This is a genomic window from Pseudomonas moorei, assembly GCF_008801475.1.
Lineage (GTDB): Bacteria > Pseudomonadota > Gammaproteobacteria > Pseudomonadales > Pseudomonadaceae > Aquipseudomonas > Aquipseudomonas moorei.
The window spans coordinates 183,575-205,990 of the sequence record NZ_VZPP01000003.1; the positions used below are offsets into that span (position 1 = coordinate 183,575).

The following is a 22,416-nucleotide window of genomic DNA, read 5'->3' on the forward strand; positions in this document are numbered from 1 at the left end:
ACTATGTATCTGGTGTGTGGCGAAGCGCTGTTCGATTTCTTCAGTGAAAACGACGCCAGCGAATTGGCTTCAAAAGTGAATTTCAAGGCGATTGCCGGCGGCTCGCCGTTCAACGTCGCGGTGGGTTTGTGCCGCCTGGGCGTCGACGCAGCGCTGTTTGCCGGATTGTCGACCGATTACCTCGGTCGGCGCTTGTTGCAAGTGTTGCAGGACGAAGGCGTAGGCACTGACTACCTGGTGGATTTCCCAGCGCCCACCACCCTGGCCATGGTCGCGGTCGGGGCCAATGGCTCGCCACACTACAGCTTCCGTGGCGAGGGCTGCGCGGACCGGCAACTGAAACCGGAACATCTGCCGGAACTGGGGCCGCAAGTGCGCGGGTTGCACATCGGTTCATATTCGCTGGTCGTGCAACCCGTGGCCGACACGCTGCTGGAGTTGGTGCGTCGCGAAAGTGGCCGGCGCCTGATCAGCCTCGACCCCAACGTGCGGCTTAACCCTGAACCCAACATCGAGCTGTGGCGCTCACGGATTGCCACGTTGGTCGAACATGCCGACCTGATCAAGGTCAGCGATGAAGACTTGAACCTGCTGTATCCCGGGCAAGACCCGGCACGGGTGATTGATGGCTGGTTGCAGCACCGTTGTCAGTTGGCGTTTTTGACCCGAGGTGGCGAAGGCGCCACCGTATTCAGTCGCGCCCACGGTTCGTGGTCGATTCCCGCCTGTGCGGTGAAAATCGCCGACACTGTCGGTGCCGGCGATACCTTTCAAGCGGCTTTGATTACCTGGTTGACCGAGCAGCAGCTGGATTCGGCTGAAGGCGTGGGCCAATTGAGTCGTGAACAGATCGACGCGATGGTCAGGTTTGCGGTTCAGGCTGCGGCGCTGACGTGCAGCAAGACCGGACCGGACTTGCCGTATCGGCATCAATTGGGTCGTCGTTGAATTCGAAGGCCCTGTCGCAGGAACGCGGCCCGGAGCAAGCCCGTTCCTACAATTCCCGGTCATTCACAACGGGCGCCGTGGGAGATTCGACGACCTTAGCCGGAACGTTGCCGCCAAACGGTAGTGGCCAGGCGACAGGCGGCGTACAGGTGACTTAACCAATGCTTAATCGCGCAGTCCAACACTCTACTGGACCGCACTCCCGCAGAGCCCTCTGACGCCCAGTGCGGCAGGTTCGACAACACGTCGAGCTGACTTACGCCTGCACTGGAGATCGTCTCATGAACTCGCGCACCCTGCTCGTTTCCGCCGCCCTGGTCTGTGTCTCATTGACAGGGGTTGCACAGGCCAACGACACCACTACCACCACTCAATCCGTACCTTCCTATCACTACGGCATGTCGCTGCACGTGGGTAAAGTCATCGCGCTGACCGAACCGGACACCCTGGATTGCAAGGTTGTCACGGCGCAAATGAAGTACATCGATGACCAGTCAGGCAAGCCTGCGGAAATCGCCTACCGGAAACTGTCTGACGCCTGCAGTTATCAGAACTGACTGAAAAGTCTGAAATAACACCTTGCGGTATTCGTGAGCGGGTTCTGGCGCTATGCTCTAGCGCCTTCCCCCACTGCCGCAAGGATTCGCCATGCAGTTATCGTTTCGTACGCTGTCGACATTCACTGCCACATTGTGTCTGCTACTGGCGCTGGTCTGGGGGTTGACGCCCCAGTGGTTACTGGCGACCTGGGATATCGAATATTCGCTGGCGGCTGGACTGATGGCACGACGGATCGCCGTATTGTTTGCGGCGTTGTGCGTGATTTTTTATCGGATTCGCAATGAAGCACCGTCGCCCATCCGTCAAGCATTGAGCTATGGCTTCACGGTTGGATGCTGGGGACTGGCGGCGCTGGGTTTCGGCGAATGGCTCAATGGCCATGTGGGTCCGGGCATATTGCTTGCGGTCGGATTCGAACTGGCGCTGGGCCTGGCGTTTTTCCAGACCCGACGCGTATCGGCGGAGCTCGAGACAGTGGGCTAACCGGCCTTGCCCACCACGTGGCGGTGAACGCTTTCCGTATGGTGAAGTTCAAGGTCTGAACGCAGTTCGGCGATCAAATCATTGATTTCCCGGCAGCCATTGAGTTGTTGAGCGTTTATGCCCGTTTTCAATAGATCCAGCTGATCGGTCTCACCGTCCGAATACACTTTTACCGTCATCGACAACTCCGGCGTCAGCGTGCATTGGCAGCGCTTCGGTAGAAAACTGCTTTCAATGATGTTGCGTAGTTCCAAGGCAGATAAAAACATGGCGACCCTCTCCTTTGTGAGACTGCCAATCAACTGTCGGTGCTGACTCATGTGAAATCCCGGCCAGCTTGAGAACTACTCCAGCATAAAACATGCCTTGAATTTCGCTGTGCAGTTCATCGGTAAATCAAGAAGTTATTCCGGCGTTCTCAAATATTGACCGTGCAATTTGCAAAAAACACATTCAGAGGCCCTGCAATTTGCACACTCCGATGTCCGGTTTGCATTAGCCGCCGATGCCGTCAAGAATAGAAACACGCTGATCCAGTATCCGCTGACCCCACACATACGCAAGGAGGCAACATGGGTTGTTGGACCGCTAACACCACCGTTGGGCTGATAGTTGCCGTACTGTCGAGCGCTGCGCACGCAGCGAAACTTGAAGAGGTCGCCCCCTTTCCGAAACCTGAAAGTGGCTTTACCCGCCAGGTTATCCACCTCACCCCGCAAGCCCGTGAAGACGACTACCAGGTCGAGATCCTCGCCGGCAAAACCTTGAACGTCGACTGCAATCGCCAGGCCTGGGCGGCATTCTCGAAGAGAAAAACCTTGAGGGTTGGGGCTATCCGTTCTACCGCCTGGAAAAAGTCATCGGCCCGATGAGCACCCTCATGGCATGCCCGAATGGCAAGAGTCACCAGGACTTCGTGCCGGTGGTCGGTGACGGGTTCATGCTGCGCTACAACAGCAAACTGCCCATCGTGCTCTACGTGCCCAAGGACGTCGAGGTTCGCTACCGGATCTGGTCAGCCTCCGGCAAAGTCGATAACGCAATCGCTGAGTAACCGTGAAACGCACCGTTTGGCGTCCGCTTGCCGGCTGACTTGATTCACGCCGGGGCGTCGCATAACGCGGCGCGCTCGGCCACATGCCGCAAACTGTCGAAATTGATATTGGCCCCCGAATCGATGGCCACGAAGGTCTGGCCACGGGCTGCGCTTCTGGCGACGTACTTCTTGATGCCAGCCACCGCCAATGCACCGGAAGGTTCGGTGATCGAGCGGGTATCGTCATAGATATTCTTGATCGCGGCGCAGAGTTCGTCGTTGCTGACGGTCAGCAATTCGTCGACGCAAAACCGGCACACTTCAAAGCCATGGGCGCCGATCTGTGCGACGGCCACGCCATCGGCGAAGGTGCCGACGCTTGGCAGGACGACGCGCTGATCTGCCTGCAATGCTGCCTGCAAGCAAGCGGAGTGCTCCGATTCGACACCGATGATGCGTACTTCAGGCCGAAGGTATTTGACGTACGCCGCAATGCCGGCGATCAAGCCACCACCGCCCACCGGTACGAAAATAGCGTCCAGCGGCCCCTGGTGCTGACGCAGGATCTCCATGGCCACGGTGCCCTGCCCCGCGATCACATCCGGGTCATCGAAGGGCGAAACGAAAGTCTTCCCGGTCGTTTGCGCCAGTTCCAGGGCAAAGGCCAGGGCAAACGGAAAGCTCTCGCCATGCAACAAAGCATCCGCGCCACGGCTGCGCACCCCGAGCACCTTCAGTTCCGGTGTGGTGGCGGGCATCACGATTGTGGCGTCGATCCCCAGCTCACGTGCAGCCAACGCCACGCCCTGGGCGTGATTTCCCGCCGACGCCGTCACCACGCCCCGCGCCTTTTGCTCAGGGCTCAGTTGGACCAGTTTGTTGTAGGCGCCACGGATCTTGAAGGAGAAGGTGGGTTGCAAGTCTTCGCGTTTGAGCAGGATTTGATTACCCAATGCCGCAGACAGCGCTGGCGCCGGTTGCAACGGCGTGCGCACCGCCAGCTCGTAGACCGGCGCCGCTAGGATCTTTTTGACGTAATGCTCAAGCAGGGATTGTTGGGTGTGCACGCGGGTCATGATCGTCTCCTGACGTTGATCAGAGCCCCGAGACAGAAAATGAAAACCCGCCTCTAGGGCGGGTTGGGTGCTGCAGTCGTGAGCTAGCCCGCCAAATGAGGAATGGCGGTAATAATGCTTGGCTGGCAGCGCAATACGGTGGAAGTCATGACCGGAAATTAGCCGGGTGCTGATGGCAAGTCAATGGCCAATTTTCTTTGGCTTGTTGATCCTTAATCTGTAGCGTCGTCGAGATTGCTTTCCCGGGCAAGCCCGTTCCCACAGGGTTTAGTGAGCACTTCAATTACTGTGAAGGTGGCCTCCATTCACTTCGCCAATCGCTTCAGCCACAGCAACATCCCCCCTGCCCCGAACATCATTGCCAGCAAAAACAATGGATGAGAAACCCACCACGGGGTCCCCGCCGTCATCATGCTGAACTCGGACATGCCGCCGATGCTCGCGATCAGGTTCAGCGGCAAAAACACCACGTTGATCAATGTCAGTTTGCGCAGCAGGTTGTTCATGCTGTTGTTCATCAGGTTGCCCCGGGCGTCGATGAGCCCGGAGAACACCGTCGAGTAGATTTCCGCCTGCTTGTAACACTGGTTGTTTTCGATGATCAGGTCGTCGATCAGGCCAATGGCATGGGCGCCGAAGTGCTCCTTTTCCGCATGATTGCGCAACCGGGTCAGTACCGCGCCGTTACTGTGAATGGCGTTGATGTAATAGATCAGGCTTTCGCTGAGATTGAACATCTGGATCAAGTGCTGGTTCTGCATCGACGCATTGAATTTCTGCTGCAACTCCCGGGCAACCATCTTGATCACTTTGAGGTGCCCCAAATAGTGATGGATATTGTTGAACAGCAATTCGAGCAGCACATCCAGTGGCGTGTTCAGCGGCTGGCGCTTGCCGAGTCCGCCAAGGGGCGCATCGTCAGTGGTGATCACCAGCAAGCGGCCCGGGCAAAACAACAGGCCGCAGGACGACACTTGGAAAGCCAGGTTGTCGGCGCCGGAGTAATTGTCCGGTCGCTTCCAGATCAGGAACAGGTTGTCGGGGTGAAATTCGATGCGCGACACCTCGTCAGGGTCGAGCGCCGAGGCCAGGGCGTGATCATCCAGTTTGAATTGACTGTGCAGCAGGTCCCGTTCGGCGGTGTCGGGATTGCTGAACAACATCACCTCGGCATCCAGTCTTTCAACGGCGTGCAGCGTACCGTGGCTCAACTGATAACTTTTGATCATGGGCCGCTCACCAGGCCTGGCCGCGGCGTTTGAGTTCAAGGCGGCGGACGAATTCCTCCAGGACCAGTGAATACAGATCGTCCTGCAAATAAGCGTCTTCGATGCCGGCGTCCATGTTCGGGTTGTCGTTGACTTCGATCACCACCACTTTGTCACCGGACTGCTTGAGGTCTACGCCGTACAAGCCATCGCCGATCAGGTTGGCGGTCCTCACAGCCAGCTCCACCACCGCGCGGGGCGCTTCGTGAACGGCCAGGGTCCGGCATTCGCCGTTGATGTCCTGGCCCTTGGCCTTGTGGTTGTAAATCTGCCAGTGCCCCTTGGACATGAAGTATTGGCAGGCAAAGATCGGTTTGCGGTTAAGTATGCCGATGCGCCAGTCGTACTCGGTGTAGAAGAATTCCTGGGCCAGCAACAGCACGGAATGCTCGAACAGCTCGGCCGTGGCTTCGAGCAATGCCTGCTGGCTTTCAACCTTGATCACGCCTCGGGAAAAACAGCCGTCGGGAATTTTCAACACCAACGGAAAACCGAGGCGCTCGCCGACCCGTTCGAAATCTTCCGGTCGCTCCTTGTAGAGGATTTCGGTGGCAGGCATGCCCAGTTGGTGGCTTTTGAGCAGATCTGTCAGGTACACCTTGTTGGTGCAGCGCAGGATGGACGTTGGATCGTCCATCACCACCAGCCCTTCGCTCTCGGCTTTCTTGGCGAAACGATAGGTGTGGTTGTCGACGCTGGTGGTCTCGCGGATCAACAGCGCGTCGTACTCGGCAATTCGTGCGTAATCCTTGCGCTCAATCAAGTCGACGTCGATACCCAGGGTCTTGCCGACCCTGACAAAGTTGTCCAGCGCCTTGGCGTTGGACGGCGGCAAGGCTTCCTGGGGATCGTGCAATATCGCCAGGTCATAACGAGCCAGACGCCTTGATCGCGGCATTCGCCAGATCTTGCGACTGAAACTATCCAGCGAGTTCGCAAACTGATCTTCCTGATCTTCACGCAACTTGTGCAGCGCACCATACTTGATGCCCTCGATGTGCCAACCGTTAGTTCGGCGAAACTCAACTAACAGAATCGGACAGGCAAACACTTCAAATAGTTGGCGCGCCAGATCCTGTAAAGGCTCGATGTTGGTTTTGCCAAAATACAAGGTCAGGGTAAAACCTTCGGTGTCACTGTAGAGATGATGGCTGAGGGCTTTCTCAAGGGTTTTGTCCAGATCATCCAGCGCCAGACCATATAGGGATTTACGCGTCAGCTCACTGATGGTCCGCACCGACGGGATGACCTTGTGGCCGCGCGCTTCGGCCAGTAGGGAGCAATAGTAGCCATGCCCGAGGTACTTGTAACTGCGGCACAGGTTGATCACCTGAACGCGTTTGCCCTGGTCATTGTCGCGGGTTTGCTCGAGATACTCCTGGGCCGTAACGATGTCTTCACTGGGGAAGTAAGAGGCCCAATCTTCCTTGCGCTCGACGATGATAATCAATTGGCTGGAAGTTCTATTCGCATCATTTAAATAAGTTGCGGAAGTGATTGCTGCCGGCAAAGTTTGCTCGGATACTGCGCGCCAATGACCTTGTACCGCTGACATAGTGATTGATCCGTTGGAGAACAAGACCTTTCCTATTAAGCACGAACTTTTTCGAAAGTCCCGTTTCATTACGCAACTTTTACGGTGGTCATATGAGTCTGGTATTTCGGTTGGCGGTCACTGAGGATCTACCTGCACTACTGCAACTTGAAGAACAGTGTTTCACCACGGATCGGCTCAACAGTCGCAGCTTCCAATGGATGATCACTCGGGCACACGGACAACTGCTGGTGGCCCAGCGTGGCGAGGACCTGGTGGGATATGCCGTTGTGCTGTTCCATCGCGGTACGTCGCTGGCACGCCTGTATTCGATTGCAATCGCGGTCCAGGCGCGGGGCAGCGGTTTGGGCAAACAATTGCTCGAGCGCATCGAGGCCTGTGCACTGGCGCACGATTGCGCCTATTTGCGGCTGGAGGTGCGCATCGATAACCCGGCAGCGATTGCCCTGTATGAGCGCAATGGCTATCGGCGTTTCGCGTTGATTCACGACTACTACCAGGACCACGCCGACGCGTTGCGCCTGGAAAAGCGCATCCTTCAGCACCGCGACTCTCGAAACATCCAGGTGCCCTATTACCCACAAACCACCGATTTCACCTGTGGTCCGGCCTGTCTGCTGATGGCTATGGGCGCGTTGCAACAGGGCCGAGCGCTGGAGCGCCGCGAAGAACTGCAGATCTGGCGCGAGGCGACTACCGTGTTCATGACTTCCGGTCACGGAGGTTGCAGTCCACAGGGCTTGGCATTGGCGGCATGGCGGTGGGGTTTTCGGGTGAATCTGCAATTGAGCATGGCCGGCCCCTTATTCCTCGACGGTGTGCGCGACGAGCATAAAAAAGACGTCATGCGCCTGGTGCACGATGAGTTCACGACGCAGTTGCAAGCCACTGATGTCGAGTGTGCGATGGGCGGGGCGCTGAACCTGCCGCGCTTGCTGGAACAGGGTGGACAGCCGTTGGTGCTGATCAGCAGCTATCGATTGACCCGTTCGAAATCGCCGCATTGGGTGATCGTCACCGATTGCGACGACGAATTCGTCTATCTGCATGATCCCGACGTGGACCATAGCCAGCATCGCCAACCCATGGACTGCCAGCATCTGCCGGTCAGCCACGGGGAATTCGAAAAAATGTGCCGATTCGGCCGGGACAAGCTGCGGGCGGCGGTGATCTTGTATCGTCGCGAGTGAACGCTCCGATTGCTATGGCAAGGGGGCTTGCCCCTCTCCACGGGGCTGCGCGTTATTTCAGTCCCAGCTTGTACAGTCCACCGTTCGCTTCATCGGTCAGCACGTACAAATAGCCATCCGGTCCCTGCCGCACATCGCGAATGCGTTGATTGAGCTCACCCAACAAGCGCTCTTCGTGGACCACCCGATCACCGTCGAACTGCAAGCGGATAAGCTCCTGAGTCACCAAAGCACCGATAAACGCATTGTGCTGCCAGGCCTTGAATCGGTCGCCGTCGTAGAACGCCAGCCCACTGAGGCCGGGGGATTTCTCCCAGACATGGTGCGGTGCGACGGTGCCTTCGGCGGTGGTGCCTTTGGCTTCGGGGATCGGCTGGCCGGAATAGTCGATGCCATGGGTGGCCAGCGGCCAGCCGTAATTCTTGCCGCGTTCGATGATATTGACCTCGTCACCGCCCTGGGGACCGTGCTCGTTCTCCCAGAGGATGCCGGTCCAGGGGTTGAGCGCCGCGCCTTGGGGATTGCGATGACCGTACGACCAGATTTCCGGGCGCACGCCGGCCTGACCGACAAATGGGTTGTCGTCCGGCACCTTGCCGTCGGGGTAAATCCGCACCACCTTGCCTTGCAACTTGTCGAGGTCCTGGGCGGTCGGGCGGTCGTTGTTTTCTCCCAGCGTAATGAACAGATAGCCCTCCCGATCGAACACCAGCCGCGAGCCGAAGTGGTTGCCGACCGACAGCTTCGGTTCCTGACGGAAAATCACCTGAAAATCCTTGAGTGAGGTCAGATCTTCGGACAAGCGCCCACGGCCGACGGCAGTCCCGGCCTTGTCCCCCTGACCTCCACCTTCGGCATAGGACAGGTAGACCGTGCGGTCTTGCTTGAAGTCGGGTGACAGCGCCACATCCAGCAAGCCACCCTGCCCCTTGGCCCAGACCTCTGGCACGCCACTGATCGGTGCTGAGAGTTTGCCGTCAACCGTCACCCGCCTCAGGTTGCCGGGCCGTTCGGTCACGAGCATGCCCTGGCGGTCAGGCAGAAACGCCAGGGCCCAGGGATGTTCCAGCCCCGTGACGATCGGTGTGACTTCAAGCGTGCCCTGCTCGCTCGGCATCTCCTGAGCAGCCGCCGCCATGGCGGACAACGTGGTAGTCATCAAGGCGCTGGCGCAGACAATGGCCAGAAGGGTTTTACGCAACATGCACGATTCCTTTTGTCATGAGAAATGACCGACAGCCTGGCTGCCCGGCCATCACGGGTTGCGGGCGTCCGGGTCTCGCTGAGGCGGGTTGGAGATGAACTTGGGGGGGGGGGGGGGTGCCGGCCGATCCTGGGGATAGCGATTGCCGACGCCACCATTATCGAGGGTCGGTGGCCGCGGAACCGGCACGGTGTTCGGCCCACGGACGGCAGGTGCGCTCGGCTGTGTACCCTGCATGCTGTTTGGATTGGCGCGGCGAATCGGACTGTTGTAGGGATTGTTATTGCTGCCCGGCAAGTTCTGGGCGATCTGCATCGGCGCACCTGACCCTGCCACATGAGCCTGAACCGCCGGGATGATGAAACCGCTGAGGGCCAGCGTGATGAGGCCAAGCATGCATCGGTTCATGGGGAGTCTCTCGACGTGAGCCAGAATAGAGTCTTCGATAGCACGCTACGCTCGGGGTTCGTATTTGTTAACAAAAACCTCCGAGAAGATGTAACACGAGGTTGGCGCCCATCCCGGCGGGGCTGAAGGTCGCTGAAACTTTTTCCAGACGCCACGTGTCAGCTGATCATCACTCACGAGTAGACGACCATGGCGCGGGCAATCTGGAAGGGCGCAATCAGTTTCGGCCTGGTGCACATCCCCGTCGCCCTGGTCTCGGCGACGTCTTCCCATGGGGTGGATTTCGACTGGCTCGACAGCCGCAGCATGGACCCGGTTGGCTACAAGCGCGTCAACAAGATCACCGGCAAGGAAGTCACCAAGGAACACATCGTCAAGGGTGTCCAGTACGAAAAGGGTCGATACGTGGTGCTCAGCGAAGAGGAAATTCGCTCGGCGCATCCCCTGTCGACCCAGACCATCGACATTTTTGCCTTTGTCGACAGCGAACAGATCCCGTTGCAGAACATCGACACACCCTATTACCTGGCACCGGATAAACGCGGGGGCAAGGTGTATGCGCTGTTGCGCGAAACGCTTACCCGAACCAAAAAAGTCGCCCTGGCACGCGTAGTGCTGCACACCCGCCAGTATCTGGCGGCGCTGATGCCACTGGAATCGGCCATGGTGCTGGTGAAACTGCGCTGGCCGGCGGAAGTGCGCAGCCTGGAGGAGTTGGCGCTAGGCCCTGACGTCACCAAGGCCGAGCTGGCCAAGGGCGAACTGGACATGGCCAAGCGACTGGTGGAGGACATGAGCGCCGAGTGGTCGCCGGATGACTACCGGGACGAGTTTGAGGACAAGATCATGGCCCTGGTGGACAAGAAAGCCCACGAAGGCAAGATTGAGGATGTGGAAACGGCCACCGGCGAAGAGGAGCGCAAGACAGCGGATGTCATTGACCTGACTGAGTTGCTCAAACGCAGTCTGGGTGGCAAGGCGCCAGGCAAGGCGACCGCAAAACCCAAACCGGCTGCCAAACCGGCGGCAAGGAAAAAAGTCAGCAAGTAAGGCGCGCGGCCGGCCTGGCTCACCGAAGGCAAGCCCGCGATGCCCTCGGTCGACCCGGCGAATGAATCAGACCAGGATGAAAATCGCCAGCAACCCGCCGAAGATCGCCCACTTTTCCAGGTAATAGCGCTTGCGGTTGCGCTTTTTCAGTTCTTTGCCGCGCAGACGAATCTTGTAGATCCTGCCGAACAGTCGATTGATGGCGCCGATCCGGTCACCCTCCTCGTTCGGCGCTCCAGCCGCCGACATCACATTGCGACTGAACCAGGCGTTGAACGCGGCCGCCCAGCGATACTTCATCGGCCGTTCAACGTCGCAAAACAGAATGATCCGGTTCTGCTCGGTGGCGTTTTCGGCGTAATGAATGTACGTCTCGTCAAACATCACCGCTTCACCATCGCGCCAATGGTAGTTCTCGCCATCGACGTTGATGTAGCAACCGCTGTCGTTGGGCGTCGCCAGGCCCAGGTGATATCGGTATGAGCCGGCGTACGGGTCGCGGTGACGCACCAGTTTCGAACCCGGTGGCAATTCCGCGAACATCGCTGCCTTGATCGAACCGATGCTCTGCACCAGTTCGGTGGTGCGCGGGCAGAGCTTCATCGCCGACGGATGGCTGTCGCCGTACCACTTGAGATAGAAGCGTTTCCAGCCGGATTTGAAGAACGAGTTGAAACCCACATCGTCATACTGGCTGGAGCGCTTGATCTCCCCGGCCTGCAAGAGGTTCTGGCCTTCGGCGCGGATTTCTTCCCAGTGGGCCTGCAACGGGCTCAGGTCGGGAAAGTCGGCCGGATTGAGATACGGCTTGCTGGGAAGCTTCGAGAACAGATAAAGGAAGCAGTTGATCGGCGCCAGAAACGTCGAGTGGTCGCTCAATTGGCGGCCCAGTTTATGGCGCACCCGCCCACGCAGATGGACATACGCGATGGAGACAACGTAGATAGCGGCAATGATGAGTTTCACGGAATTCGTCACACGTCATGGGTGAACAAACTGCGCGCCCTGCCAGTCTCTGGCCTGCGGGGCTTTTGCAGCGTCTGAATATGATTAGCAGCCCTATGGCACGCCGTTGAGCCGGTGCTGAATATCGGCAACTAATGATAGGTGGCATTTTAGCCACACTTTGTAACCAATAGTTAACCTGAAATGTTGAAAATCTGTCCACTGATGCCAGCAAAGCGTCTGAGGGGCCGGATTGCCCTATCGTTTAAAGAGCCAGACCAGTACAATCGCCGCCAAACTTTATGCGCCCCCCCTTGGTTGATGACGGGAATGATCCCGGCCTCAGCGCAGGTACTGATTCGGTACTGCCGCCACCCGCTACTCTGAATGCTTCGCAGGAAAAACCTTTGATCTCTACAGCTAACATCACCATGCGATCTTCCAGGTATCGTGATGTAGCCTCAAGCGCAGAAAAATCAAGGGCTTAAGCCGCATCGGATCGCATCAAAACACCTGAAATAACGCCGTTTGGTATCAAAATTGGTATCAGGATCCCCCCTAACCTCCAATACGGCGACCCTCTACGATGAGGTTCGATGATGGATTGGATGTAGCAATCCACTGCAGCCCCGGCACGCCTAGCCCATCGCGTTTTATTACTTCTTCTTGTAGCAATTTTTAAGCAGGGTGTAAGACAGGCCTGTCACGGGCACTACCAGTTCTTGGTTTGTCGGCTTGGGGTAAGCCGACCCTTGCTTAGGGAAGGGGGGCAGCAAGTCACCCTCCCAACATTCGACTGCTACGCTGAATTCTTCACGGAGGATTCACGATGCCAAACTCTGACCTGCTCCCTTCCCTGCTGTTCAAAATCAACGAAAACCAACTCGCCCTGGAGGCTGCCATCATGGAGCTTACGCTTTGGGTCGAGCAACGCGGAGCAACCGAGGTCGGTGGAAATGTGCGTGGCGCCTTGGAAACGATCGACAAGAATGAAGAGTTCATCAAGATGACGCTCGCGGTACTGATGACACCAGAGTGATCGTTCACAGGCAGAAATCGGCCAGGACCTGCCATCTGGATTGATCACACCAGTCCATTTTTCAGCTGGCCTGCAATTATCTCGAGGAGGTCGTTCCACGGGTAATGAATCTTCCCGAGTCGAGGGCAGTATATTGCGTGCCTAAATGGGCGGAAGCGGAACTCGATGGGCTGGATCGCCGCGCGCTGCGGACAGACCACTTGCTCCTCGATGATGGTCCAGGTCTTTTTCCAGACGTCGAGATTGTGGTCCTTGGATACCAGTTTCAGCTGAGGACGTTCGGTTGTCATGGCCGCGTCCATTGGGTGGGATTTCTGAAGATTGTAGCGCGGGAAAAAAATCCGGCCAGGGAGGTGGGTAATTGCACTGATTTGCCCACCTGTTCGCATTCGACCTGACCAGCCATTTGCATTGGACTTGACCAGCACGTTAAGGGAGAGGCGCCTTCACTTCCAAGTCTGACATATGAATCCTGGAAGGGGGCGCATCCCATGAGAGGCATTAGGAAAGTACCCAGTTACCATAGGGGGGCCCGGGATTGGATGGGGAAAATCAACTGTTGGTCGTCAACGAAGGGTTGATGAGGCTATGCAGTTCGACTGATGATTTCGGCACGGTCGATATCTCTACTTTTCTCAATCCCTGCATCGATATTTGGGCACTTCGAGATTCTATCGATACCTGCATCGACTTCATCCTGTTGCTTCTGTCTTGCGGCAGCATCCCTCTCTTCCTGCTCTTTAATAAAGTTCTCAATGAGAGTGCTTAAGTCTGCGAATATGTCCGTGCAAGAAGTGACGAAAGCACCAAGAATTCCTAACACGCCACTTCTTGAGGCTTTGCTCATTGCTGAGGCGCACTTATATATGTCAATAGTAACTTTTCCAGTCCCAGCAACGGCTTTTATAGTATCTAGAATTGATTGCGTTGCTTTATCTGGGTCTTGTCCTTCATTAATGCATTTCTGGGCTGCCACCGAGGCCTGAGAGAAGGCGGTTTTACTTGGCTCTATTTGATCCTGGGGTATTGGAAAGGTATACGTTAAAGTTCCCCAATTTATATTTAGGCTAAAGTTTGGGACAGAACCAGTAACGAATAGTCTGATTTCGCTTTTGGCGTTTTCCTCAAAGGTAGTAAGTATCTGGTGTAGAAGACCTCTGGGGATGGTTTTTGGCTTTGTCTCAAGCTCCATGAATTGATAGGGTGCAAGCTCCCCAATCGCGTTTCGATACGAGCCGATTCGCCTGAGTTCGTCCTCCCAGAGAAGAGTTTCCTCAGGCGTTAGCTTGTCGCCAGTGACGCCATCAGAAAATTGAGCAACCGTCTTCTGCAGCTCTGTAAAACGATCAGCATTGAGGATTACCTCATATTCGACCTGAAATTTCACTATGAGTAGTGGGGCCCCACCAGAGTCGTCCCTGGTGATTATTTTGTAGGTTGCATCGCTCATGACAGCTCTCCTCTGTTTTGATATTGGATATTAGATGTGAAAAGCTGCACTTCAAGGTGCGATGGTACCGCCCATCTAATAACCAAGCGTAATATAAAGTTTTTTGATATTGCTTTTGTGGTCTGATTTTTTATCAGTGATTATAGATGGGCTATTTTATAAATTTACCGGCTCGACTTATTTTAATGTTTTCCAAGCATGCATATTACTCGGAGCATTGCGCATCGACGAAATTGATCCATGTTGAGTGGTTCGCCTTTAGTCTTCGAAACCCTTAGCGGGTACCCTGACTGGAGGGGCGTCTGAAGTGAAGGTCATTCGAAGCCTCGGCCGACTGTTTCTGACTAAGCCACAGGCTTGACTGGCCCTTCAGGTGTTTTGCCTTTAAAAAGCTTTAGCCTTTCCTCATTGCTTGACAGTCCAGGCAAAACCTTACTTGCCGTGAGCCATGAAATGCCAAAGGCTATCAAGCCAGCACGTTCACCTTGGAAGGTGAAACGTGGAATACCGAACTTAGTATGTAATAAAGAGCCTGTAGCCATAAATGCAATAGATGCAATCATTACAGCCCCGCAAGTCGCGTAGATACGCATCCGAAGTATCGCTTCTTTATGTTTTTTGTCTTTAGCACGCTTATAAAAAATCCGGCAAAAAATAGTCAGTACTATAAAAAGCGTGGCAGCTGCGACGTAGTGCACAGGAGACGCTCTGCCCATGGCATCTAACTGCCCGCATGTGAGGCCGGATAGTTTCGCTCCTTCTTCTACAATGCCATTAACGCAATCACATGGAAATAATGCGACACCCATTGCAGCCATTGCAGCTATTTTGCTTATGTATTTTTCTAGTGTCGATACACCATTATAGGCTACCAAGAACGCAGATATTGCGAATAGGGAACCCACAAAAAAATCGCGCGCCCACCCCCCCTCTACGTATGAAGCGCTGATTGAATCTATTGCAGAGACTGCAAAAAAACTGCAAACGTTCGCCAAAAAGATAGCTATCAACCCTACCAATAATTTTAGAGTGCGCTGATCTATTTGCTGTGGTTTTTTTGACGCTGCGCTAGCCACGGTGCTAACCGGGCAATTTCGCGCCAGCTCTGTCGATTGTCTTCTTATGGTCATGCAAGGGTTCTCAGAGGTTATGGACAGTGTCCTAATTGATGAAAGAGCCACGCCCGCGCACTACAAACATAGCCATCACAATCGCTTCGCATAATCAGGATGTACTGGCTAACTCCCTCTATGCCCATCAGCGGCCAGCCTTACGGACACATTAGGGTGTAGCACACGGAATCTACATAGTGACCAAGTAGCGCATATTGGAGACCAACGGTATTTTCAGACGCTAACCTAGGGTATGAATCGCCCCTAGATTTGTAGACGCCGTGAAGGGCCGTAATGGGTCGGTTTCCGTCCTTCGCGACAGGCAAAAAACGGCCAGCAACGGACGGTCGAAGGTTCTGTTAAATTGATAGAAATTCAGTGCTAGAGAACTACTGTCGATGAGAATTATTCGAAGCAAAGATTTCACCGCCACTCGCGCTTGGGGTGCTGACGACATCGCTAACATGGGCGGAACCACGGTCCGTCTCCACTGGACCGACCAGCCATACAGGTGGCATGTAAACGATGGTGAAGAGGTATTTGCACTCCTCGATGGCACGGTCGATATGCATTATCGCGAGTCGGGCATCGAGCGAATCGTGACACTGGTGGTTGGCGACGTGTTTTTTGCGGAAGTGGGATGTGAACATGTTGCGCATCCTCGTGGGGAAGCACGGATTCTGGTTATCGAACGTGAGGGCAGCGTTTGAGTTCGCGAGGCTGCCGCTCATGATTACCTACTCGTGGTAATGGTATTGTCTTTCGTAGATCGACTTGGTTCATTCATTAAAAATATTCGACGAGTTACACGACCGACCGCATCACGCCCTGAGGAAGTCAGTCAACCTAAATCGAGGTTCTTCAGGAGCGGTGAACCGCGCTTCCTCAAGCCATACGACATATCTGGTTCAGATATCAAATATCAAGGCCCTCAGCCTTGCACTGTTCCACAAAATGTAACCGATTTAAGAACTCAGTGTAGGTGTCACGACTTCCTGTAGTCATTGAGACGAGGCTAGCCATGTGCTTAAAAAAACCTCCAGGAGTGTCTGAGTTTTCCAGCACCATAATTATCTGCGGAATACTCATAAATAGAGAACTGTAAAATGGAATCCTGCCCTTAACTCCAATCTCCCCATTCTCGCCTGCAAGCCGCTGCAGTTCGGTCGAGTGTTTCCTCCATTTCTTTAGATTTTCATCTATTTTTTTGTCAGGATGTCTTACTTCGCTGAATACAGCAATGGTGAGGATGCGCTGCAAAACGGTTTTATCTTGCAATGCTCCGAAATCATGAAGGCTTACCGAAACTCTAGTCACAGCGCGCCCATTTAAATAGACAGTTTTCTCATTTCCGTCGTTGGCCAAGGTGATTGATCCATTATTTTTGAGCACATTCTCTATGCGCATTGCTTGTACATGAGTCGCTAGCACGCTATCTGCGAGATCAGAAAGTATTTTCGGCTCATCTCCCGACAACGCTTGACGAGTCAGTCCTTTCTTTTTCATTTCAAATATATAGATTTTATCGTTTGTTTCGCATATCAGATCTGATTCAAGTTCCAGTTCGCCACCAATCCGATTCCCGTGGAAAATGCTTATGCCTTTGCGTATTAATTTATCTCTTAGAAAATCTTCAATTGCGTAGCCTAAAGCACTATCCTTCGGATTTGACCATTCGTCGTCAGGTCTTGATATGCAATTGCAAACTGCGTTTAGTGCCCCTAATGAAGCTATACTTTTTGGAAGAATTCTATATTGATTTCCGACCTTGATGATTGGTTTGAAGTAGTGGTCTATCGCGAGACTTGAGGGAGGGAACACCAGTTCTGAGTTGGCCGAGCCTGACGCGGCACTCAGCACCCGCTCCACTGCTTCCTGGACTTTAAACTCTGCAATTCCAGTTTTTGATGCAATTTCCTTGGCGGTCACTGTGGTAAACCGCCTGGTGTCAGACAACGAAATCAGCGCTAGGGCGACCCTAGTCACATCTTTGATCTTTACATTATGTGAATAGTAGTTGGCCTCGGAAAATTTTGTATGCACAAGCTTTATCAAGTCGAAAGCGCAATTTGCTTTGATCTGAGGAAGTCCCACTAAACTGTCATAAAGCATATTTTTTTTAATAAAATCCAGCATGACTTCTTCGCCGAGATGCATAGCCTCGAACTGAGAATAAGGTTGGATCTCAAAAACAACTATTAGATCAGATATAAAAATCAGCAAATGATCAAAGTGCGACGAATTTCTAAAGCCTTTTGACCCTGCATGCTTGACTCCCAGCGCGAAGAGGTACCCGAACGGCAAAGCTGCCTGCACCGATGTTGTACCCATTGAGACACGGCGGTATTCCATGAATCGCCCAGTTGTGCTGTTAAATGTTTTGCCTAGTCGTTGGGTTAGAGCGACTAGCATGTTATCGCCGCCATAGGCTGCGCACAGACGCTCAATCTCGGACTGTATTAGTCTGTTGCTTTGCTCAGATATGTAAAACTGATAGTCCCTCTCTACAATCTCAACGCCAATACTAGTCAGCCTTTGGTAAGAGGAAGCGAATGTGTCCAGTTTTTCGTCCAGAGGTGACGATGCAGGACCATCAAAAAAACAAAGTTCTTTTCGATTTTCAATTACTATCTTGAGCAGCTCACTCCAATCTGTTTCTGGTGGCACCAGTATTCCCTGTGCGGGAGCTTGTCTTGCTGCGTCTCGAATCGCATCTAGAACTGGGAAATATTTTTCATGGTTGAGTTTTTGCTGATGACGCATAATTACCATCTTCTGTCGAAGATAAGTACATGCTCGAAGAACCGTTTTCGGGTCACCGATATTATGCCGTGCTAGTGAGTATATTTTTTCATACCCCTTAGGGGTGCGATACCCAGCTGCTTCATACTCTGCAAAGTATTCATCGCATTTAGAGATAAATTTTGAGACTTCCAAACTTTGCCCTCGCGAGATGCAGTAAGATTTTGTCGTTAGTCTAGCATTTTGATTTCAGTCTCACTATGAAGGCTCCGCACTGTTTACGGAAACACGAGTCTCCGCACTTTCGAGGACTCGTAGCCGGCGGCTTCTGTTGGACGCGGTCGTCGGTGACCAACTGGTTGTTCTTGCCCGTCTACTGATGGGCACAAGGGGCTGCAATGGGTTCAGGCTGTGTGAAAACACGCTGGATTCATTGAAAACCGGGATTTGCTTGGATTGCCTGCGAAACCAGCAGACGGAAGCGCGAATTGCCCCAGTAAGCTACATAGGTGTTCGTAATGCTGTTTGGGCCGCGCCAGCGGCCCAAACAGCCGCTCACGGACGATCAAACGGCGGGATTCACGCCCTGATCGCCTCAAGCAGTCCTGCGATGCCGAAGATGCTCATCATTCGTTTGAGGTTGTAGGCCAGCACATGAAGGCTCATCTCAGTGCTTACCCGCGGAAGGGTTTTGGTCAGGAAGTGGGTACTTCCCATCCAGTATTTGAGCGTTCCAAAAGGATGTTCAACGGTCTGTCGGCGACGCCTCATCATCGTTGGATCATTTTCCAGCCGTACCTGCATCGCATCGACTACGGCTTCATGTTCCCAGCGCTTTATCCGGCGCTCCTTACCCGTCGTACACTGCTTCTGCATTGCGCAGGACTGGCAACCCGAGAACCAATAACAGTGCAGTAGCATGCCGTCTTCCATCGAAGAATGCCGCCGGGTCAGTAACTGTCCCGCGGGGCATCGATACTCGTCCGATGCAGTAACGTAGATGAAGTCCTGCTTACCAAATCGGCCTTCGGCTTTGCTGCCGGAAGTCAGGGGTTTCGGTACGAAGGTGGTGATGCCCGCCTGCTCGCAGGCAAGGATTTCCAAGCCTTTGTAATAGCCTCGGTCGGCCACCACCGTCAGCGACTCAGCGCCGATCTCTTCACGCGCTTGGTTCGCCATATTGTTGAGTTGCGCCCGGTCATTACCAACGTTGGTCACCTCATGGGCGATGATCAGATGGTGTTTGTCGTCGACAGCTGTTTGTACGTTGTAGCCAACCGTTCCGGTGCCTCGGCCGCTTGTGGCCATTGAGCGTGCATCTGGGTCTGTGAGGGAGATCTGCTGGTCTGGACTTTCGTGGAGCTGCAACTCGATGTCCTTGAGTTTCTGCATCTGCTTTTTCAGTGTTTCTATCTTTTCTTTAAGCCGCTCGGTTTTGGCCTCGGCCACTTCGGGCATTGCCCGATCCGCCGAATCCATCGCCGCCAGATATCGATCAATGCTCTGCTCGATCTGCTGCATGCGTGCCTTCACTTTGCCCTGGGTGAAGTTACGGTCGCGGTTGTTCACGGCTTTGAATTTGCTGCCGTCGATGGCGATGATCGATTGGGAGAAGAGATTGAGATTGCGGCAAAGCACTACGAATTGTCGGCAGACGCTGCGAATGGCTTTGCCGTTGTCTTTGCGAAAGTCGGCAATGGTTTTGAAGTCCGGAGCCAAACGCCCCGTCAGCCACATCAACTCGACGTTGCGCTCGGCCTCACGCTCCAGCCGGCGGCTGGACTGAATCCGATTGAGATAGCCGTAGATATAGATCTTCAACAAGATCGCTGGATGATAGGCCGGACGACCCGTTGCAGCAGGATCGACGCCCTCAAACCCAAGTGCGCCCAGATCGAGTTCATCGACGAAAACGTCGACCACACGGACTGGATTTTCTTGGGTTACGTAATCGTCCAGGCACTCCGGCAGCAGCGTCACTTGCGTCCGGGCCTCGCCTTCAATGAATCGCTTCATGATCGTCCCCGCTACGATCTCGACGATCAGAAGATTAGACAATTGCAGGTGTTTTCACACAGCCTGGGTTGGATGCGGTCGCTGCATTTCTGGTAAAGGGCATAGATAGGGATTCGAACCCGAGCGACTAGCTCCGCATACCGCTGTAGGCCGCATTAACCGGGAGAATCCGCGTCGCATATACGCCTTGCGCGGCCTATAGCGGTCTCCAATTTGCCCTAATTTTGCCCTAACCTTGAGTGATCACTGCGGCTGCTGAATGGTACCCAAGATGGCAATCGCTGCCGAAAAGTTTTGAGTCTGACTTTCCACAGAATGCCATTGTTAAATGAAACGCTCCACTCGAGCAGCTCGCTGATGTCCTTTTCGAAAGGAACGCGGACGAGAAACACATGATTAGATCCTGGCGGAATTTCCGTAGGTGCTTCTTCACCGATACGAACCAGAATATTGCTCCACGTTGAAATTTTATAGGCCCAATAAACAGAACCATCAGAGTCAGTCAACCATACATTCTCAACAAAGGCAGGTAGTGTGCCAATATTCCGGACTTTGACCTCGAGACATTCGATTAGCAGATTCCCCATATAGCCGCCCCGGGAAACGCGGCGAGCATCTTCTTGACGGTTCTGAAAGTCAGGTAGCAGCATTCCTTCAGCCTTCACCCGGCCTTTCCCTTTTCGGTGGTCCATGATGGCTTTTATTATGGTCGAGATCGGCTTCAACGCTGCGACGACGTAGCCAATGACACCAGCAACGACCATTGCCTCCCAAGCCTGTTTCGCATAATCAAATACAGACTGCCACCACATGCGCTCGGCCTCCAAGCCAGAAAAACGGAAGCTTACCCTATATCCCTCACACGCCGATTGTGTTTGAGTACCTAAGAAAAAAGCCCTACGGCGCCGTAAATAAAAGGGCTTCAAGGCTTTTTGAACATATCCAGATGCTTTAGTGGCGGCACTTTACTATCATGCTTGGTTTGGGCCTCACCCAAAATCCAACTGAATGTTCCAATCATGAGAATGAGCAACCACATGGGAGCTCTATGATTACTAAGGATAGGCAATGTTGCCAATGAGAAGAGTCTCCGCCATTAGTCTATGGCTTTTTACGTTGCTCCCCCTTGCCTCCAACGCTGGACAGGTCGCTTCTGAGGAGAACTATGGCAGCTTCGGTGCACAAGTGAGCGACGGCAGCGAACTCAAACACTACAACGCTTTGTTCGACCAGTTAGGTCATCTTGTAAACTTCCAGAAACTCGGCTCTGTCCAACCGGGCTCGCCAGTTGATAATTATGCAGCGTTGTCAAAACTCAGCGACATTTATGTTCAAATCGTAAAAGAGAATGGCAATCCATATATCCCAGACTATAAATCAAACACCCTAGCACTGAAAAATATTCAGAACTTTCGAACTTACGCAAATGAAAGCATGCTAGAGTCCGCATTTAAACCGAACAATGAAACCTGCGGCGCAGCTATAGTCTTCCTGTATCCGACGCTGGTTGCCTCGACACTACAAGATATAAAGCCAGAATATATCGAGCCGCAATCAACTCCTACTCGCATTACGGCCTTGCGACAGGCAGCACAACAGGACTTGAGAAATGACCGGAACGTGCTGGAAGGGATGTGCAACACTAACCAGTTGCAACCTGCCCTCGAAGGCATTGACAATTTCCTGAGCATGTTGCGTTCCGACAGCAGCAGTTTTTTGATGACCATTGCTGCAGATAAAACAAGCTCGAAACGTCAGCCCACCTCAATCCCCATCCCGAAAGAACCATATCCCGAGCACATGCCCGTAGCGCCGCACCGACCTTACGTCGCGGACAAGGCTGAAAAATATGCGAACTGCTCGGCGCTCATCAGTGCGTTTCAGCAATTCTTAAAAGACAATGGATTACCTTCTAATGAAGAACAAAATCACGACATGATGCGTGATTACGCCTTGGCGTCCATTGTTTACTCAGATGCCGACAAATATTATCAGCGGTATCAGCCAATGTTAAACAATTTAAATACTCAAATGCGAAGCCACCCTGACCAGGTTAAATATTGGGCAAATTCAACCAATAATACTTGTGTGGTGGCCTATAATAGCGACCTCAGCGCTATGCAGCCTTATATGCAGGATGCGCGGAACGAGTATGCAGATTTGATGAAGGCATTGCTCCAGTCGATGCTGAATAATCCTCGCTGAAAAAGCGCGATCTGTCGATCCAATTGGCGCGGGATGGTTGCAGCCGATGGGCGGGTGTGATGCCGTGAGCGCGCTAAACGTGAGCGAGAACGCCAAGACGCCTACAGCGGGCCGCAACCGGTACCGGA

The 22,416-nt window shown here is 53.9% G+C and carries 20 protein-coding genes and 2 pseudogenes; 9 read left to right on the forward strand and 13 right to left on the reverse strand.

The window, feature by feature from the left end; translation table 11 throughout:
* Nucleotides 1-3 precede the first annotated feature (3 nt).
* The 3 genes from F7R06_RS06180 to F7R06_RS06190 all read left to right on the forward strand — a co-directional run bounded on the left by F7R06_RS06180 (nt 4) and on the right by F7R06_RS06190 (nt 1,992).
* Nucleotides 4-948, forward strand: a complete 945-nt coding sequence (locus F7R06_RS06180) for a carbohydrate kinase family protein (RefSeq protein WP_090321408.1) — start codon at nt 4-6, stop codon at nt 946-948.
* 281 nt (nt 949-1,229) lie between these two features.
* Entirely contained in the window at nt 1,230-1,505 is a 276-nt protein-coding gene (locus F7R06_RS06185) for a DUF2790 domain-containing protein (RefSeq protein WP_090321406.1), read from the forward strand.
* A gap of 91 nt (nt 1,506-1,596) precedes the next feature.
* Nucleotides 1,597-1,992, forward strand: coding sequence for a hypothetical protein (locus F7R06_RS06190; RefSeq protein ID WP_090321404.1), 396 nt, complete (start codon nt 1,597-1,599; stop codon nt 1,990-1,992).
* Here F7R06_RS06190 and F7R06_RS06195 read toward each other — a convergent pair.
* Entirely contained in the window at nt 1,989-2,261 is a 273-nt protein-coding gene (locus F7R06_RS06195) for a DUF1652 domain-containing protein (RefSeq protein WP_090321402.1), read from the reverse strand. The genes F7R06_RS06190 and F7R06_RS06195 overlap by 4 nt on opposite strands.
* A gap of 303 nt (nt 2,262-2,564) precedes the next feature.
* Here F7R06_RS06195 and eco point away from each other — a divergent pair.
* Nucleotides 2,565-3,046: pseudogene (eco, locus tag F7R06_RS06200) on the forward strand (serine protease inhibitor ecotin).
* A 62-nt stretch (nt 3,047-3,108) separates the two neighbouring features.
* On the opposite strand, the pseudogene ilvA reads toward eco, so the two are convergent.
* The 3 genes and pseudogenes from ilvA to F7R06_RS06215 form a co-directional block, all read right to left on the reverse strand.
* Nucleotides 3,109-4,104: pseudogene (gene ilvA, locus F7R06_RS06205) on the reverse strand (threonine ammonia-lyase, biosynthetic); the annotation flags it as partial.
* Between the two features lie 305 nt (nt 4,105-4,409).
* The gene (locus F7R06_RS06210) at nt 4,410-5,333 is read right to left on the reverse strand and encodes a magnesium transporter CorA family protein (RefSeq protein WP_090321398.1); all 924 of its coding nucleotides are present in this window, start codon (nt 5,331-5,333) and stop codon (nt 4,410-4,412) included.
* Between the two features lie 7 nt (nt 5,334-5,340).
* Nucleotides 5,341-6,927: a RimK family protein gene (locus F7R06_RS06215; protein ID WP_090321394.1), complete on the reverse strand. Its 1,587-nt coding sequence runs from the start codon at nt 6,925-6,927 to the stop codon at nt 5,341-5,343.
* Between the two features lie 92 nt (nt 6,928-7,019).
* Between F7R06_RS06215 and F7R06_RS06220 the strand changes: the two genes are divergently transcribed.
* Nucleotides 7,020-8,117 carry a GNAT family N-acetyltransferase/peptidase C39 family protein gene (locus F7R06_RS06220; RefSeq protein ID WP_090321391.1) on the forward strand — a complete coding sequence of 366 codons (1,098 nt, stop codon included), beginning with the start codon at nt 7,020-7,022 and terminating at the stop codon, nt 8,115-8,117.
* Between the two features lie 52 nt (nt 8,118-8,169).
* Here F7R06_RS06220 and F7R06_RS06225 read toward each other — a convergent pair whose 3' ends face one another.
* Entirely contained in the window at nt 8,170-9,321 is a 1,152-nt protein-coding gene (locus F7R06_RS06225) for a PQQ-dependent sugar dehydrogenase (protein ID WP_090321388.1), read from the reverse strand.
* 51 nt (nt 9,322-9,372) lie between these two features.
* Nucleotides 9,373-9,729 (reverse strand): hypothetical protein, encoded by a 357-nt coding sequence (locus tag F7R06_RS06230; protein WP_151149653.1) that lies wholly within the window; start codon nt 9,727-9,729, stop codon nt 9,373-9,375.
* A 189-nt stretch (nt 9,730-9,918) separates the two neighbouring features.
* Here F7R06_RS06230 and ku point away from each other — a divergent pair, with 189 nt between their 5' ends.
* The gene (gene ku / locus F7R06_RS06235; RefSeq protein WP_090321383.1) at nt 9,919-10,779 is read left to right on the forward strand and encodes a non-homologous end joining protein Ku; all 861 of its coding nucleotides are present in this window, start codon (nt 9,919-9,921) and stop codon (nt 10,777-10,779) included.
* 66 nt (nt 10,780-10,845) lie between these two features.
* On the opposite strand, the gene lpxO is transcribed toward ku, so the two are convergent.
* Nucleotides 10,846-11,745: a lipid A hydroxylase LpxO gene (gene lpxO, locus F7R06_RS06240; RefSeq protein WP_090321381.1), complete on the reverse strand. Its 900-nt coding sequence runs from the start codon at nt 11,743-11,745 to the stop codon at nt 10,846-10,848.
* A gap of 808 nt (nt 11,746-12,553) precedes the next feature.
* Here lpxO and F7R06_RS06245 point away from each other — a divergent pair.
* The gene (locus F7R06_RS06245) at nt 12,554-12,763 is read left to right on the forward strand and encodes a hypothetical protein (RefSeq protein ID WP_090321379.1); all 210 of its coding nucleotides are present in this window, start codon (nt 12,554-12,556) and stop codon (nt 12,761-12,763) included.
* 44 nt (nt 12,764-12,807) lie between these two features.
* Here the strand turns inward: F7R06_RS06245 and F7R06_RS06250 are convergent, their stop codons facing one another.
* The 3 genes from F7R06_RS06250 to F7R06_RS06260 all read right to left on the reverse strand — a co-directional run bounded on the left by F7R06_RS06250 (nt 12,808) and on the right by F7R06_RS06260 (nt 15,343).
* Entirely contained in the window at nt 12,808-13,053 is a 246-nt protein-coding gene (locus F7R06_RS06250) for a hypothetical protein (protein ID WP_139204779.1), read from the reverse strand.
* 296 nt (nt 13,054-13,349) lie between these two features.
* Nucleotides 13,350-14,213: a hypothetical protein gene (locus F7R06_RS06255; protein ID WP_090321373.1), complete on the reverse strand. Its 864-nt coding sequence runs from the start codon at nt 14,211-14,213 to the stop codon at nt 13,350-13,352.
* 344 nt (nt 14,214-14,557) lie between these two features.
* Nucleotides 14,558-15,343: a hypothetical protein gene (locus F7R06_RS06260; RefSeq protein WP_139204778.1), complete on the reverse strand. Its 786-nt coding sequence runs from the start codon at nt 15,341-15,343 to the stop codon at nt 14,558-14,560.
* A gap of 380 nt (nt 15,344-15,723) precedes the next feature.
* On the opposite strand from F7R06_RS06260, the gene F7R06_RS06265 reads away from it, so the two are divergent.
* Nucleotides 15,724-16,035 (forward strand): cupin domain-containing protein, encoded by a 312-nt coding sequence (locus F7R06_RS06265; protein ID WP_090321370.1) that lies wholly within the window; start codon nt 15,724-15,726, stop codon nt 16,033-16,035.
* Between the two features lie 205 nt (nt 16,036-16,240).
* Here F7R06_RS06265 and F7R06_RS06270 read toward each other — a convergent pair whose 3' ends face one another.
* The 3 genes from F7R06_RS06270 to F7R06_RS06280 all read right to left on the reverse strand — a co-directional run bounded on the left by F7R06_RS06270 (nt 16,241) and on the right by F7R06_RS06280 (nt 20,895).
* Nucleotides 16,241-18,262, reverse strand: coding sequence for a hypothetical protein (locus F7R06_RS06270; RefSeq protein WP_139204777.1), 2,022 nt, complete (start codon nt 18,260-18,262; stop codon nt 16,241-16,243).
* Nucleotides 18,263-18,646: 384 nt separating this feature from the next.
* Entirely contained in the window at nt 18,647-20,083 is a 1,437-nt protein-coding gene (locus tag F7R06_RS06275; RefSeq protein WP_090321361.1) for an IS1182 family transposase, read from the reverse strand.
* Between the two features lie 218 nt (nt 20,084-20,301).
* On the reverse strand, nt 20,302-20,895 hold the full coding sequence (locus tag F7R06_RS06280) for a hypothetical protein (protein ID WP_090321358.1): 594 nt from the start codon (nt 20,893-20,895) through the stop codon (nt 20,302-20,304).
* A 256-nt stretch (nt 20,896-21,151) separates the two neighbouring features.
* Here F7R06_RS06280 and F7R06_RS06285 point away from each other — a divergent pair, with 256 nt between their 5' ends.
* Nucleotides 21,152-22,288 (forward strand): hypothetical protein, encoded by a 1,137-nt coding sequence (locus tag F7R06_RS06285; protein ID WP_090321355.1) that lies wholly within the window; start codon nt 21,152-21,154, stop codon nt 22,286-22,288.
* Nucleotides 22,289-22,416 lie beyond the last annotated feature (128 nt).

Excerpts from the sequence above, each read along its gene's own strand:
- F7R06_RS06180 (WP_090321408.1), top strand. The coding sequence starts at position 4 with ATGTATCTGGTGTGTGGCGAAGCGCTGTTCGATTTCTTCAGTGAAAAC.
- F7R06_RS06185 (WP_090321406.1), top strand. The coding sequence starts at position 1,230 with ATGAACTCGCGCACCCTGCTCGTTTCCGCCGCCCTGGTCTGTGTCTCA.
- F7R06_RS06190 (WP_090321404.1), top strand. The coding sequence starts at position 1,597 with ATGCAGTTATCGTTTCGTACGCTGTCGACATTCACTGCCACATTGTGT.
- F7R06_RS06195 (WP_090321402.1), bottom strand. The coding sequence starts at position 2,261 with ATGTTTTTATCTGCCTTGGAACTACGCAACATCATTGAAAGCAGTTTT.
- F7R06_RS06210 (WP_090321398.1), bottom strand. The coding sequence starts at position 5,333 with ATGATCAAAAGTTATCAGTTGAGCCACGGTACGCTGCACGCCGTTGAA.
- F7R06_RS06215 (WP_090321394.1), bottom strand. The coding sequence starts at position 6,927 with ATGTCAGCGGTACAAGGTCATTGGCGCGCAGTATCCGAGCAAACTTTG.
- F7R06_RS06220 (WP_090321391.1), top strand. The coding sequence starts at position 7,020 with ATGAGTCTGGTATTTCGGTTGGCGGTCACTGAGGATCTACCTGCACTA.
- F7R06_RS06225 (WP_090321388.1), bottom strand. The coding sequence starts at position 9,321 with ATGTTGCGTAAAACCCTTCTGGCCATTGTCTGCGCCAGCGCCTTGATG.
- F7R06_RS06230 (WP_151149653.1), bottom strand. The coding sequence starts at position 9,729 with ATGAACCGATGCATGCTTGGCCTCATCACGCTGGCCCTCAGCGGTTTC.
- ku (WP_090321383.1), top strand. The coding sequence starts at position 9,919 with ATGGCGCGGGCAATCTGGAAGGGCGCAATCAGTTTCGGCCTGGTGCAC.
- F7R06_RS06245 (WP_090321379.1), top strand. The coding sequence starts at position 12,554 with ATGCCAAACTCTGACCTGCTCCCTTCCCTGCTGTTCAAAATCAACGAA.
- F7R06_RS06250 (WP_139204779.1), bottom strand. The coding sequence starts at position 13,053 with ATGACAACCGAACGTCCTCAGCTGAAACTGGTATCCAAGGACCACAAT.
- F7R06_RS06255 (WP_090321373.1), bottom strand. The coding sequence starts at position 14,213 with ATGAGCGATGCAACCTACAAAATAATCACCAGGGACGACTCTGGTGGG.
- F7R06_RS06260 (WP_139204778.1), bottom strand. The coding sequence starts at position 15,343 with ATGACCATAAGAAGACAATCGACAGAGCTGGCGCGAAATTGCCCGGTT.
- F7R06_RS06265 (WP_090321370.1), top strand. The coding sequence starts at position 15,724 with ATGAGAATTATTCGAAGCAAAGATTTCACCGCCACTCGCGCTTGGGGT.
- F7R06_RS06275 (WP_090321361.1), bottom strand. The coding sequence starts at position 20,083 with ATGAAGCGATTCATTGAAGGCGAGGCCCGGACGCAAGTGACGCTGCTG.
- F7R06_RS06280 (WP_090321358.1), bottom strand. The coding sequence starts at position 20,895 with ATGTGGTGGCAGTCTGTATTTGATTATGCGAAACAGGCTTGGGAGGCA.
- F7R06_RS06285 (WP_090321355.1), top strand. The coding sequence starts at position 21,152 with ATGTTGCCAATGAGAAGAGTCTCCGCCATTAGTCTATGGCTTTTTACG.